Here is a 13,430-nt window from a genome sequence, read left to right on the forward strand (position 1 = left end):
CGCGGTCAGCCGTCGAAGCGGTTGGACTTCGGGAAGCCGTTCGGCGGCATCTTGCCCGCCCCGCCCCGGTTGCCCCGCCAGGGCGCCAGCGCGGTCTCCGTGCGCGTGCGGTCGCCGAGGCGCCAGGTGAGCCCGTCCGCCTTGGCGAAGACCTTCACGTCAGAGAGCTTGCCGTCGCGGTAGCCCTGCAGCGCGACGCCGCGCCCGCGCGTCATCTCCGGCACCTGCTCCAGCGGGAAGACGAGGAGCTTCCGGTTCTCGCCGATCACCGCGACCGTGTCGCCCTCGACGGGCGCGCAGGCGACGAGGGCGTCGGGCGCGTCCACCACCAGGATCTGCTTGCCCGTGCGCTTCTCGGACAGCAGGTCCTCGGCCTTGCAGACGAAGCCGCGGCCGGTCGCGGAGGCGAGGAGGAAGCGCTGCCCTTCTCGGAACACGAAGGCGGAGAGGATGTTGTCCTCGTTGCCGAGCTCCACCATCAGCCGCACCGGCTGCCCGTCCCCGCGGCCGCGCGGCACGGCGTCGGCCTTGATCGTGTAGGCGCGCCCATTGGAGGCGAGGAGGCCGATGCGGTCCGTCGTCTCGGCGTGGAGGTGCATGGCGAGGCCGTCGCCCTCCTTGAACTTCAGCCCGGCCGTGTCCTCGATGTGACCCTTCACCGCGCGCAGCCAGCCCTTCTCGGAGAGGATGACGGTGATCGGCTCGCGCTCGACGAACTGCGCCTCGTCGAAGGCAACGGCGACGGCCTCCGTCTGCGTCGTGCGGCGATCGCCGAGCGCGCCGCTGCCGAACTTCTGACGCGCCTCCTCGATCTCCTCGGCGATGCGGTCCCACTGCGCCTTCTCGCTGCCGAGCAGGCGCTGCAGCCCCTTGAGCTCCTTCGTGAGCTTCGTGTGCTCGCGGCGGATCTCCATCTCCTCGAGCTTGCGCAGCGCGCGCAGCCGCATGTTCAGCACGGCCTCGGCCTGCGTGTCCGTCAGCGCGAAGGTGCGGATCAGCGCCTCCTTCGGGTGGTCCTCCTCGCGAACGATGCGGATGACCTCGTCGAGGTTGAGATAGACGATGAGGTAGCCGTCGAGGATCTCCAGCCGCCGCTCGATGGCCGCCAGCCGGTGGGAGGAACGGCGCACCAGCACGACCTGCCGGTGGTCGAGCCAGGCGCGCAGCACCTCGCGCAGGCCCATGACGCGCGGCGTGCGCGAGGCGTCCAGCACGTTCATGTTCAGCGGGATGCGGGATTCGAGCGGCGTCGCGCGGAAGAGGCTCTCCATGAGCATCGCGGGCTCGATGGTGCGCGTCTTCGGCTCCAGCACCATGCGCACCTTGTCCGTGCTCTCGTCGCGCACGTCGGCCAGCAGGGGCAGCTTCTTCGCCTCGAGAAGCTCGGCGATGCCCTCGATCAGGCGGGACTTGCCGACTTGGTAGGGGATCTCGGTCACCACGACCTGCCAGGTGCCGTTCTTGAGCTTCTCCACCTCCCACCGCGCGCGCAGCCGGAAGCCGCCGCGCCCGGTCTCGTAGGACTGGAGGATGCTGTCCGCGGGCTCGACCATGATGCCGCCCGTGGGGAAGTCGGGGCCGGGCATGTGCGCCAGCAGCTCCGCCGTGGTGGCCGCGGGGTTGCGGATCAGCTCGAGGGCGGCGGCGCAGGCCTCGCCGGCGTTGTGCGGCGGGATGGAGGTCGCCATGCCGACCGCGATGCCGTTGGAGCCGTTGGCGAGAAGGTTGGGGAAGGCCGCCGGCAGCACCACCGGCTCCTGCTCCTCCCCGTCATAGGTCGGGCGGAAGTCGACGGCGTCCTCGTCGATGCCGTCCAGCAGGGCCTTGGCGACCTCGGTGAGCTTCGCCTCGGTGTAGCGCATGGCGGCGGCGTTATCGCCGTCGATGTTGCCGAAGTTCCCCTGCCCCTCCACCAGCGGGTAGCGGGCCGCGAATTCCTGGGCGAGCCGCACCAGCGCCTCGTAGACGGAGGCGTCGCCGTGCGGGTGGTACTTGCCGATGACGTCGCCCACCACGCGGGCGCACTTCTTGAACCCGCCCGCCGGGTCCAGCTTCAGCTGCTGCATGGCCCAGAGCAGCCGGCGATGGACCGGCTTCAGCCCGTCCCGCACGTCCGGGAGCGACCGGGACATGATCGTGGACATGGCGTAGGCAAGGTAGCGCTCCGATAGGGCGCCGGCGAGCGGGGTCTCGTTGATCCGGCCGCCGTCGGGGATGGACTTCACGTCGTCGGGCATGGCGGGCCCCTGTTCTCTCTTCGTTCTATGCACCTTTTCTAGCAGCCGGCGCCGCGCGGCGCCAGGGCATCCCGCGCGATCCGGCGCCTTCCGGGCACGAAGCTGTGGATTGCCGGGCCGACCGGTGCCGTCTAGCAACGGCCGGCGGGAAGAGGGGGATCGTCGATGCGGCAGCGGGATGGGGGTGTGCGGGGCGGATCGCCGCGGAGCCGGTCGGCGCGGGGCCGGGCGGGGGTCCTCGCCCTCGCCCTCGCGGCCCTCGCGCCGGCCACCGGCGCGGCCCTGGCCGGGGATCTCGCCCGCCCCGTGCAGGGCGGGGCGCTGAAGAGCCCGGCCCCGCCTTCCCCCGCCCCGCCGCCCGCGGCGCCCGCGCGGCCGCCGGCGCCGCCCCGTCCCGGTTACGCGCTGAGCGCGGCCGAGGCGGCGCGCACCCCGCCGCTCCAGCCCGACCGGCCCGTGCGCGTGAATCTCTCGCGCGGGCAGCAGGCCTTCTTCCGGGTGGCGCCCGAGGCCGGGGAGGCCTGGGCCGTGACCACCCGCGGGCTCTCGCGGAACACCGACACGATCGTCGCCGTGCTCGACGACGCCGGCGGCCTGGTGGCCGAGGACGACGACGGCGGGGAGGAGAGCCTTTCCTCCCGGCTCGAGGTGCAGCCCGGCGACGGGGCGCAGGTCGTCCGCGCCGGCACGCTGGAGAACGCCGGCGGCCGCTTCGAGGTGGTGCTCACGCGGATCGCGCCCCAGCCCTCCGCGAGCTTCGCGACGAGCCCCGCCGAGGCCGCCGCGCGGCCGCCGGCCGAGGTGGGGCAGCCCATCCGCCTCCGCCTGCGGCGGAACCAGGAGGCCTTCTTCGCCCTGCCGGCCGACCGCGCTAACCTCGTCGCCCGCACGCGCGACCTCGCGCGCGGCACGGACACGGCGCTCGCGCTGGTGGACGCGGCGGGGACCGTGATCGCCGAGGACGACGACGGCGGCGAGGGGCTGGCCTCGCTGCTGCCGCTGAACCGCGCCGCGAACGGGCCGGTGCTGCTGCGCGCCTCGCTCGTCAGCGGCACCGGCCGCTTCGAGCTCGTGCTGGAGCGCGAGGCGCCCGCGCCGGCGCCGGACTACCCCACCAGCCTGGAGGAGGCCCGCGCGCGCGGCCCGCTCAGCCCCGGGCAGGTCGTGCGGGTCGAGCTCGGGCGCGGCGGGGAGGCCTTCTTCGCCCTGCCGGAGGGGCAGCCCGTCACGGTCTCGACGCGCAACCTGGGCGGCGACGCCGACACCGTGCTCGCGCTGCTCGACGCCGAGGGGCGGGTCCTGGCGGAGGACGACGACGGGGGCGGCGGCCTCGCCTCGCGCGTGACGACCCGCGGCGCCGGCGCGGGCGCGGCCTTCGTGCGGGCGAGCCTGCTGAACAACGCGCGCGGCGGCTTCGACCTGGCCGTGCAGGCCGCGGCCGGGGGCGGCGTGGGGGCGGCCGGCGACCTGGCGGAGGCCGCGCGGCGGCCCGCCCTGGTGATCGGCGAGGCCGTGCGGGCGACGGTGGAGGCCGGCGAGGCCGCCGTCTTCGCCCTGCCCTTCGACGGGCGCCCGGCGGTGGCAATCACCTTCGGCCTCGCGGACGGGGCCGACACGGTGCTGGAGCTGCTGGACGCGGACGGGTCGGTGCTCGGCGAGAACGACGACGCGGAGGGGCTCTCCTCCCGCCTCGACATCCCCGCGGAGCCGCGCCCCGCCTTCCTCCGCCTGCGCCTGCTGGAGGACCGCCCGGGGGAGGTCAGCCTCGTGCTGGTGCGGCCGGCACCCTGATCAGGCCGGCGCCTCGCCGGCCGGAAGCGCCCCAGCCCGGACGGCGATCCGGTCCGCCAGCGCCTCGCGCGCCGCGGGGACGGGGCGGTGGCGGGTGCCGAAGGCGTCGCGGGCGAGGAAGTGGCCGGTGACGCGCAGCGCGGCCGCCCAGTCCTCCGGGCCGCTCGCGAGCGAGGCGTCGCGCAGGAACGGCGGCAGGGGAAGCATCCGGTCGGCGTAGGGCGCGGCGACGTCCGCCCGCGCCGCCCGCCCCGACTTCGGCGAGACATGGGTGAGGCCCGCGGTGTCGCCGGTGACGGCGCAACGGGCGAGGTCCAGGCCATAGCCGAGCTCCGAGAGCAGCAGCACCTCCCAGTGGAGGTAGTCGGGGATCACCTCCTCCGCCCCGCGCTGCAGGTGGGCGAGGATCGGGAGCAGGGCGCGGAAGACGGCCGGGTGTGGCTCGCGCTCCGGCAGGGCCTCGGCCGCGACCGTGCAGGCGGAGGAGAGCAGCGCGAGGGCCAGCGGGTCGTCCAGCGCCAGCGCCGCCGTGGGGTGGACCAGCTCGCCGCTGAGGGAGCCGAGCTGGTCGGCCAGGCGGGCGACCCAGTGGGCCTCGACGAGGTTGCCGGGCAGCCAGGTCGCGGCCTGGGCGCGCGACGCCCCGCCCTTGGCGAGGCCGCCGTGGCGCCCGTGCTCCTCGGTGAGGAGGGTGATCACGGCGCCACCCTCGCCGAGCGGGCGGGCCTCCAGCACGATGCCCGGGGCGGTCCATTCCATGGGGGAAAGATGGGGGCTCGACGCCGCCGGCGCCACCGGCCGGCCATCGGGGCCGCGCGGTGCCGCTGACCGGGCCCTTGGCCCGTTGTCCCTCCTCCAGGCCGGTGGCCGCAACGAAGGAACGACGGCGATGAGCAAGCAGGGCGCGACCTGGTACGTGGTGGCCGATGGCGGCAAGGCGCGGGTGCTGGTGGGCGGCGACGGCGGCCTGCGGACGCAGCACCGCTTCGACGCCTCGGGCCGGGGCAACGCGGTGGAGGACGCCGACAGCGGCGTCAGCCAGCTCAAGGCCCCCAAGGCCGACCCGAAGGACCAGGCGGAGGGCCGCTTCGGGCGCGCGGTCGCGGACTACCTGAACGAGGGCGTGCGCTCCGGCCAGACGGCCTCGCTCGTCATCGCGGCAGCCCCCGCCATCCTGCACGAGATCCGGGAGGGGCTGAACAAGCAGGCCGCGGACGCCGTCGAGAAGACGATGCCCAAAGACCTCACCAACATCGCCGACGCGGAGATGGCCTCCCACTTCGCCTGAGGACGCGGCGGCCGGCCGGCTTCGGGCGGAAGGCGTCCGGCACGGCCACCGTGCCGGCCGGGCGCGGGTCGCTAGTCCAGGTCCTCGAGGCCGAGCGCGCGGAGCCGCCCGCGCTCCTCGTCCCAGCCCGGCCGGTCCTTCACGTTGAGGAAGAGGTGCACGGGCCGCTCCAGCAGCTTCGTCAGCTCGGCCCGCGCCCGCTGGCCGATCTCGCGGATGCGGGAGCCGCGGTCGCCGATGAGGATGGCCTTCTGCGAGGCGCGGCCGACGTAGATCGTGCAGTCGATGCGGACGGAGCCGTCCTTGCGTTCCTGCCAGGACTCCGTCTCCACCGTCGCGTGGTGGGGGACCTCCTCGTGCGTCTGGCGGAGGATCTGCTCGCGCACGATCTCGGCGGCCAGCATCCGGTCGGTCACGTCCGACAGCTCGTCCTCGGGGAAGAGCCAGGGGCCGAGCGGCATGGCCTCGCAGAGGCGGGCGCGGAGGCGGTCCACGCCGTCGCCGGTCTCGGCGGAGATCATGAAGGTCTCGGCGAAGGAGAGCAGCGCGGTCAGCTCGGCGGTGAGCGGCAGCAGGCGCTTGGTGTCGAAGAGGTCCGTCTTGTTCAGCACGAGCCAGAGCGGCGGCGTGCCCTGGGCGAGCTTGCGGATGATGGCGCGGAGAGGGTCGGTCAGCCCCGCGCGGGCGTCGACCACCAGCATCGCGACGTCGGCGTCCTGCGCGCCGCCCCAGGCGGCCGCGACCATCGCGCGGTCCAGACGGCGGCGGGGGGCGAAGATACCCGGCGTGTCCGTCAGCACGACCTGCGTCGGGCCCTCGTTGAGGATGGCGCGGATGCGGAAGCGCGTCGTCTGCGGCTTGTTCGAGACGATCGAGACCTTCGCGCCCGCGAGCCGGTTCACCAGCGTCGACTTGCCGGCGTTGGGGGCGCCGAGCACGGCGGCCAGCCCCGCGCGGGTCGGCCCCGCGGGCGGGGCGGCGTTCGCGCCGGCATCCTTCGCGCTGGCATCCGTAGCGCCGGTGCCGTTCTCGTCGCCGCCGTTCTCGTCAGCCACGGGCCAGTTCCTTCAGCAGCGCCTCGGCGGCCAGTTGCTCGGCGCCGCGCTTGCTGTCGCCGGAGGCCTCGGCGCTCTTGCCGCAGGCGCGGACGCTGACGGTGAAGAGGGGCGCGTGGGACGGGCCCTCGGCGCTCACCGTGGTGTATTCGGGCAGCCCCATGCCGCGGCCGAGGGACCACTCCTGCAGGCGGCTCTTCGCGGACATCGGCGGCGTCGCGTCGGCCTCCATGAAGGCCGTCCACTCGCGGTGGATGAAGGCGCGGGCCTTGTCGAGGCCGCCGTCGAGGTAGAGGGCGCCGATCAGCGCCTCGGTCGCGTCGGCGAGGACGTTGGCGCGCTGGCGCAGCCCCGTGCGGCCCTCGGCGGGGGGGATGCGGAGCGCGGCGGAGAGGCCGATCACGTCGCCCACCTTGGCCAGCGTGTCCGCGGCGACGAGCACGGCCAGACGCTTGCCGAGCTCGCCCTCGCGCTCCTGCGGGAAGCGGTCGGACAGCCACTCGGCCATCAGCAGGGCCAGCACGCGGTCCCCCAGGAACTCCAGCCGCTCGTTCGAATCGAGCCCCTTGCGCTTGGGGTCGGCCGCGGAGCGGTGGGTGAGCGCCTGCTCGAGCAGGGCGGGGTCGTTGAAGTCGTGACCCAGCCGCAGGGACAGGGCGGCGACAGGCGCTTTCACGGCGGCGTCTTCATCAGCGGATGCCCGAGAAGAGGCGGTTCCAGCGGACGGCCATGGGCCAGGCCCAGACCTGCCACCAGTTCGCCGAGCCGTCCCAGGAGAAGAAGATGAACTCGGCGCGCCCCACCAGGTTCTCGACCGGCACGAAGCCGACATAGTTGGTCGCGCGGCTGTCGAGGGAGTTGTCGCGGTTGTCGCCCATGGCGAAGACGTGGTCCGCGGGAACGACGAATTCCTGCGTGTTGTCGTAGGGGCCGTCATCCGAGGCCTCCAGGATGTCGTGCGTGCGCGCGGGGCCGCCCGGGCTCGGCGGCAGGGTCTCGCGGAAGAGGCCGACCGTCAGGCGCGGGCCGTCGCCCTCCACCGTGTAGGGGCCGACGCGCACCCGGTTCACGGGGGTGCCGTTCACGCGGAGGATGCCGCCCCGCACCTGGATGCGGTCGCCGGGCAGGCCGACGATGCGCTTGATGTAGTCGGTCACGCCGTCGCGCGGGAGCTTGAACACGGCGACGTCGCCGCGCGCCGGCAGGCTGCCGAGGATGCGGCCGCGGAAGAGGTTCGGGCTGAAGGGCAGCGAGGCCCGGGAATAGCCGTAGGAGTACTTCGAGACGAACAGGTAGTCGCCGACCAGGAGGGTCGGGATCATGCTGCCCGAGGGGATGTTGAAGGGCTCGAAGGCGATGGTGCGGATGCCGACGGCGATGAGGCCCGCGTAGAGGATCGTCTTCAGGCTCTCCAGCCAGCCGCCGGAGGACTTGTTGCTCATGTGGTGATGCTCGCGGCCCCAACCGGCCGGCCGAACGCCCCCAAAAACCCATGAGTGGGGCTCGGGTCGGGCCGCCGCAGGGCCGTTGGGTGCGCCAGATGGGCGCGCCTGTCAAGGAAGGGGGCTGGCGAGGGGGACGGCGGAGATGATCACCACCGCCTCCGCGTAGGGGTACTCGTCGGTCATGGTGAGGGAGACCACCGCGCTGTGCCCGGCGGGCGTCAGGCGTTCCAGCCGCGCCAGCGCCCCCCCGGTCATGCGGAGCGTGGGCTGCCCCGAGGGAAGGTTCACCACCCCGAGGTCCCGCCAGAAGACCCCGGCGCGGAAGCCGGTGCCGAGCGCCTTGGAGGCGGCCTCCTTCGCGGCGAAGCGCTTGGCGTAGGTGGCGACGCGCGTCCGCTCGCCGCGCCGCTCGGCCTTGGCGCGCTCGGCCTCGGTGAAGATCCGCTCGAGGAAACGGTCGCCGTGGCGGGCGATGGTCCGCTCGATCCGGCGGATGTCCACCATGTCGTTGCCGAGGCCCAGGATCATGAAAGGGTCATCATGGGAGGCTCATCTGGCGCGGGGAATCACGACTTGGCCCGCTCCACCTGCTCGATACCAGGGAGGGAGCGGAGCGCCGCGATGACGCTCGACAGGTGGCGGAGGTCCTTCACCTCGAGGTCCACGTTCAGCTCGGCGAAGTCGGCGGCGCGGTGGAGGAAGCGCAGCGACTGGATGCGGGCGTCCTGCTTGGCGATGGCGGTGGTCATGCCCGCGATGGCCGGCCCCTCGTTGGAGGTGACGACCGAGAGGCGGGCGACGTGCTCCCCGGCCGCGCCCGGCTGGGTGTCCCAGTCGACGTCGATGAAGCGCTCGGGCGTCGCCGCGAAGGCCTCCAGCGTGTGGCATTCCTGCTTGTGGATGGTGACCCCCCGGCCGGTGGAGACGATGCCGACGATCCGGTCGCCGGGCACGGGGTGGCAGCAGCCGGCGAAGCTGACGGCCATGCCGGAGACGAGGCCGGTGATGCCGTGGGCGACCTCCCTCTCCCGCGGGCCGCGCGCGACGGTCGATCCCGGCTTGCCGCGGGCGCGGGTGAGGGCGAGCGCCTCGAGGCCGGAGACCGCCGGGCGCGGCGGGCCGCGGAGCTCGGGCACGGCGGCGTGGAGGACGTCGCGCGCCGTGATGTTGCCGTTCCCGACGGCGATGCAGAGCTCCTCGAAGCCCGGCTGCTTGAGGGCCTTCACCGCGGGCTCGGCGATGCGCTCGGAGAAGTCGAGCCCCTCCTGGCGGAAGGCGCGGGCGATGGCCTGGCGGCCGTTCTCGCGGCTCTCCTCGCGCTGGCGGGCCAGCACCGTCCGCCGGATGCGGGCGCGCGCCTTGCCGGTGACGACGAAGCGCTCCCAGGCCGGGTTGGGCGTGCCGCCGCGGGCGGTGATGATCTCGACCTGATCGCCGTTCTCGAGCTGGTGGCGCAGCGGCACGATGCGGCCGTTGATCTTCGCGCCGACGCAGCTGTCCCCGATCTGGGAATGGACGTGGTAGGCGAAGTCCACGGGCGTCGCCCCGCGGGGCATGGCGATGAGGTCGCCCTTGGGCGTGAAGCAGAACACCTGGTCCTGGTGGAGGGCCAGCTTCGTGTTCTCGAGGAAGTCCTGCGCCTCGCCGGCGTTCTCCAGGATCTCCAGCAGGTCCTTCACCCAGGGGAAGCGCTTGCGGTCCCGCGCCGCGTTCACCACGCCGTCCGGGCCCTGCTTGTAGATCCAGTGGGCGGCGACGCCGAACTCCGCGACCTCGTGCATCTCCGGCGTGCGGATCTGCACCTCGATCTTGGCGTTCCGCCGCTCGGGCACCGTCACCCCGGTGTGCAGGGACTGGTAGCCGTTGGGCTTGGGGGTGGAGATGTAGTCCTTGAAGCGGCCGGGCACGACGCGGTAGGCCGAGTGCACCGCCCCCAGCGCCGCGTAGCAGTTCGCCTTGTCGTCGGTGATGACCCGGAAGGCCATGATGTCCGAGAGCTGCTCGAACTCGACCTTCTTGGAGTGCATCTTGAGCCAGATGCCGTAGGCGGACTTCTCGCGGCCCTGGATGTCGATCACCGGCACGTCGCCGTCCCGCAGGCGCCGGCGGAGGTCCTCGGCGATCTCGGCGATGAGGTCCGCGCCCTGCCCGCGCAGGAAGGCGAGGCGGGCGGTGATGGTCTGGGAGGCGTCGGGCTGGAGCTCCCGGAAGGCGCGGTCCTCCAGCTCGTCCTTGACGGCCTGCATGCCGATGCGCTCGGCCAGCGGCGCGTAGATCTCCATCGTCTCCCGCGCCGTGCGCTCGCGCCGGTGCTGCTGAGGGACGAAGTGCAGCGTCCGCATGTTGTGCGTGCGGTCGGCGAGCTTGACCAGCAGGACCCGGATGTCCTCGCTCATGGCCAGCACCAGCTTGCGGAAGTTCTCGGCCTGCTTCGTGCGCTCGGACTGGAGCTCGAGGCGCGTCAGCTTCGTCACGCCGTCGACCAGCCGCGCCACCTCGGGCCCGAAGTCCCGGGTCAGGCTGGCGAGGGTGATGCCGGTGTCCTCCACGGTGTCGTGGAGGAGGGCGGTGACGATGCTGGCGGCGTCCAGCCGGTAGCCCGCGAGGATGTTCGCGACGGCGACGGGGTGGCCGATATAGGGGTCGCCGTTGTCGCGCTTCTGCTCGCGGTGGGCGGCCTCGGCGACGCGGTAGGCCTTCTCGATCAGCGCCCCGTCGGCCCGGGGGTCGTAGCCCGTGACGAGAGCGGCGAGGGCGCGGCCGGGGTCGGCCTCCAGCCCCTCGGGCGCGCGGCTGGCCACGCCCTCGGGCGCCCGGAGGGGGCCCGTGGCGGCACCGGGAAGGAAGGAGCTCCCGGCGCCGTCGGTCATGGGGTGCTGCGGCGGTGCGCGGTCAGCGGCGGCCGCCGAGCTCGGCCGCGATGGCGGCCTCGAGGTCGTCGCCGGACATGTCCTCGACCTGCATGCCCGCCTCGTTCGCGCTCTCCTCGGTCACGTCCATGACGCCGAAGATGTTCTCGTCGGTGGCGATGAGGTCGATCACCTCCTCCTCGACGGGCTCCGGCTCCGGGGCGCGGAGGAGCGACTTGATGATGTCCTGCTCGAGGCCGTCGAGCTCGACCGTCTGCTCGGCGATCTCGCGGAGCGCGATGACGGGGTTCTTGTCGTTGTCGCGGTCGATCGTCAGCTCGTCACCGCGCGAGATGGCGCGGGCGCGCTGGGCGGCGAGGAGGACGAGGTCGAAGCGGTTGGGAACCTGGAGGATGCAGTCCTCGACCGTGACGCGGGCCATGGCGGACTCCCTTTAGCTGTGCACGGGGCTGTGTACGGGGCGAAAGGGTGAAATAGAGACGCGGCGCACCAAAGGCAAGGCCGCGCCGGCACGAGCCTATCCCGCCGGGCGCATGGGTGCGTCCGGGAGGGCAAGGAGCATTTCGGTGACGCTACGTCCGCTCGCCGGGTCCGTCCAGCCCGGGAAGACCTCCCGCAGGGGCTCCAGCACGAAGCGGCGGAGATGGGCGCGGGGGTGGGGAAGGACGGGGTCCGGCGCCGTGCGGAGGAGGCGGCCTATGGCCACGATGTCGAGGTCGAGCGTACGGGGCGCGTTCGGGTAGGGGCGCACCCGCCCGGCGGCGGCCTCGATCGCCTGCAGGGCGGCCAGCAGCGCGGCCGGGTCCGCCTCCCCCCGCAGCCGGGCGACGCCGTTCACGTACCAGGGGCTGGCGGGATCCGGCGGCTCGGGCGCCGTTTCCCACCAGCGGGAGACGGCGACCAGCGAGAGGCCGAGGAGGCCGTCCAGCGTCCCCGCCGCCCGCCGGCAGGTGGCCAGCGGCGCCGCGCCGTCGGTCCCCGGCAGGTTGGCGCCGATGGCGACGAGGATGTCGCCCCCGCCCTCAGGAATAGCGCTCCTCCTTCCAGGGGTCGCCGCGCTCGTGGTAGCCGCGGACCTCCCAGAAGCCGGGCCGGTCCTCGGCGATGAGGGTGATCCGGCGGATCCACTTCGGGCTCTTCCAGAGGTAGAGGTGCGGCACGACCAAGCGCAGCGGGCCGCCGTGCTGGCGGGTCAGCGGCCGGCCCTCCCAGTGGGTCGCGAGGAGGTTCTCGGGCCGGGCGATGTCGTCGAGCGGCAGGTTCGTCGTGTAGCCGTCATGCGACTCCATCGTCACGAAGCGCGCCTCCGGGCGGGGCTCGGCCCGGGCGAGGAGGTCGATGACGGCGATGCCCCGCCAGTCGTTGTCGTAGCGCGACCACTGGGTGACGCAGTGGATGTCGTTGCGGCGCTCCTCCTGCGGCAGCGCCATCAGCTCCGCCCAGGAGAGGGAGAGCGGGTTCGCCACGAGGCCGTCGATGTCGAGCCGGGCGGCGGCCTCGGCGACGGCGGGCTGGATGCCGAGGTCCAGCACCGGCCAGTCCGTGACGAGGCGCTGCCCCGGCGGCAGGCGGTCCCGCTCCGGGTCGCCCGCGGTGCCCGTCAGCAGCCGCCCCTCCTCCGCCCAGCGCTGCTTGGTGCGGACGAGCTTCTCCTTGATGCCTTCCGGCGTGCCCTCAGGGCGGCTGCTCTCGGTCATGGCGGGAGAGGTGCCCTCGCCGGGCGCCGGATGCAACAGGGACGCGCGCGCCCGTCAGGGATGGGCGTCGAGCCAGGCATCGACCGGCGGCCCCCAGGAGGCCTCGCCGCCCCGCCCGTAGAAGAGGTCGTGCCCGTCCCGGCCGTAGGCCGGAAGCGCGAGGAGCGTGGCGCGGCCGCCGGCGCGGGCGTGGGCGGCGGCCATGGCGGCGACGAGTTCGGTGCCGAAGAAGCTGTCGTTCGGCGTGTGGAGCCAGAGCACCGGCAGGGCGCCGGGTCCGCCCGCCGCGGCGAGGCGCCCGGTGTCCTCGGCCAGCCGGTCCGGCCGGCAGTTATCGTTGGGGCGGTCGCCGCGCCGCCCACCGCGGCCAGGGGCGACGGCGACCACCGCCGAGACGCCGGGCGGCGGGTCGGCGGCGAGCGCCAGCGTGCCCCATCCGCCGGCGGACTGGCCGATCACGGCGATGCCCTCCGGCGCGACCTCCGGCCGGGCCCGGGCGGCCGCGACGGCGCCGCGGATGTCGCGGCCGGTCTCCCGCGCGGCGCCGGCGTAGTCGGGGCTCTCGCAGGCGCCGAAGCCCTCCATCCAGGGCCCCTCGTCCGCGCCGTAGCCGCGCCGCAGCGGCGCGAGCACCGCCTGGCCGCGCGCGAGGAAGTGCCGCGCGATCGCCGAGCCGCAAGGAAGAAGGGCGTAGCGCGCCCGCGCGGCCCGGTCCGCCCCGGGGGAGCCGTGGTTGACCACGACCAGGCGGGCGGGTCCGCCGCCCGCGCGGGGCGGGGGAAGGCAGAGGCGGGCCTGGATGGGACGGAGGGCGCCGCCCGGCTCCGCCACCGCCGCGGTGATCACCTCCCCCTCCCCGGGCGGCCCGCCCCCGCAGGCCGCGAGGAGGAGGGCCGCGCCGATGAAGAGGGCGGAACGGCCGATCATGCCCAGATAGGGAGGAGCGCGGGACGGGGCCGCCCCGTTCCGCGGCATCGGTGGCGAAGGGTAACGAGGCATGGGGTCATGGCGGGATCCGTCCTACTATAAGAGGGTGCAAGACGCGAT

Annotated in this window: 13 protein-coding genes; 2 read left to right on the forward strand and 11 right to left on the reverse strand. The window is 73.8% G+C overall.

The genetic code is table 11. The features are described 5' to 3' along the window. Window positions 1-5: 5 nt before the first annotated feature. Window positions 6-2,237, reverse strand: a complete 2,232-nt coding sequence (parC, locus tag EAH89_RS01050; RefSeq protein WP_140880907.1) for a DNA topoisomerase IV subunit A — start codon at window positions 2,235-2,237, stop codon at window positions 6-8. Between the two features lie 165 nt (window positions 2,238-2,402). Between parC and EAH89_RS01055 the strand changes: the two genes are divergently transcribed. Further along, on the forward strand, window positions 2,403-4,028 hold the full coding sequence (locus EAH89_RS01055) for a PPC domain-containing protein (protein ID WP_140880908.1): 1,626 nt from the start codon (window positions 2,403-2,405) through the stop codon (window positions 4,026-4,028). Here the strand turns inward: EAH89_RS01055 and recO are convergent, their stop codons facing one another. Further along, complete coding sequence (recO, locus tag EAH89_RS01060) at window positions 4,029-4,787, reverse strand: DNA repair protein RecO (protein ID WP_140880909.1); 759 nt, start codon at window positions 4,785-4,787, stop codon at window positions 4,029-4,031. 130 nt (window positions 4,788-4,917) lie between these two features. On the opposite strand from recO, the gene EAH89_RS01065 reads away from it, so the two are divergent. Continuing rightward, window positions 4,918-5,316 carry a host attachment protein gene (locus tag EAH89_RS01065; RefSeq protein ID WP_161993447.1) on the forward strand — a complete coding sequence of 133 codons (399 nt, stop codon included), beginning with the start codon at window positions 4,918-4,920 and terminating at the stop codon, window positions 5,314-5,316. A 71-nt stretch (window positions 5,317-5,387) separates the two neighbouring features. On the opposite strand, the gene era is transcribed toward EAH89_RS01065, so the two are convergent. From era to EAH89_RS01110, 9 genes are all read right to left on the reverse strand, one after another. Continuing rightward, window positions 5,388-6,263 carry a GTPase Era gene (era, locus tag EAH89_RS01070; RefSeq protein ID WP_241666815.1) on the reverse strand — a complete coding sequence of 292 codons (876 nt, stop codon included), beginning with the start codon at window positions 6,261-6,263 and terminating at the stop codon, window positions 5,388-5,390. Between the two features lie 100 nt (window positions 6,264-6,363). Beyond that, on the reverse strand, window positions 6,364-7,047 hold the full coding sequence (gene rnc, locus EAH89_RS01075; protein ID WP_241666783.1) for a ribonuclease III: 684 nt from the start codon (window positions 7,045-7,047) through the stop codon (window positions 6,364-6,366). A gap of 13 nt (window positions 7,048-7,060) precedes the next feature. After that, window positions 7,061-7,813 carry a signal peptidase I gene (lepB, locus tag EAH89_RS01080; protein WP_241666784.1) on the reverse strand — a complete coding sequence of 251 codons (753 nt, stop codon included), beginning with the start codon at window positions 7,811-7,813 and terminating at the stop codon, window positions 7,061-7,063. Between the two features lie 111 nt (window positions 7,814-7,924). Further along, on the reverse strand, window positions 7,925-8,344 hold the full coding sequence (acpS, locus tag EAH89_RS01085) for a holo-ACP synthase (RefSeq protein WP_140880913.1): 420 nt from the start codon (window positions 8,342-8,344) through the stop codon (window positions 7,925-7,927). A gap of 38 nt (window positions 8,345-8,382) precedes the next feature. Further along, complete coding sequence (locus EAH89_RS01090) at window positions 8,383-10,686, reverse strand: RelA/SpoT family protein (RefSeq protein ID WP_140880914.1); 2,304 nt, start codon at window positions 10,684-10,686, stop codon at window positions 8,383-8,385. Between the two features lie 22 nt (window positions 10,687-10,708). Then, on the reverse strand, window positions 10,709-11,107 hold the full coding sequence (rpoZ, locus tag EAH89_RS01095; RefSeq protein ID WP_140880915.1) for a DNA-directed RNA polymerase subunit omega: 399 nt from the start codon (window positions 11,105-11,107) through the stop codon (window positions 10,709-10,711). 96 nt (window positions 11,108-11,203) lie between these two features. Continuing rightward, window positions 11,204-11,716, reverse strand: a complete 513-nt coding sequence (folK, locus tag EAH89_RS01100) for a 2-amino-4-hydroxy-6-hydroxymethyldihydropteridine diphosphokinase (RefSeq protein WP_140880916.1) — start codon at window positions 11,714-11,716, stop codon at window positions 11,204-11,206. After that, entirely contained in the window at window positions 11,709-12,383 is a 675-nt protein-coding gene (locus tag EAH89_RS01105) for a sulfite oxidase-like oxidoreductase (RefSeq protein ID WP_140880917.1), read from the reverse strand. The genes folK and EAH89_RS01105 overlap by 8 nt, the downstream gene beginning before the upstream one ends. Window positions 12,384-12,437: 54 nt before the next feature. Next, entirely contained in the window at window positions 12,438-13,310 is an 873-nt protein-coding gene (locus EAH89_RS01110; RefSeq protein ID WP_206667420.1) for an alpha/beta hydrolase, read from the reverse strand. Between the last annotated feature and the right edge of the window lie 120 nt (window positions 13,311-13,430).

It is taken from the genome of Muricoccus nepalensis, from assembly GCF_006438825.1.
In the GTDB taxonomy this organism is placed as follows: Bacteria; Pseudomonadota; Alphaproteobacteria; order Acetobacterales; family Acetobacteraceae; genus Roseomonas; species Roseomonas nepalensis.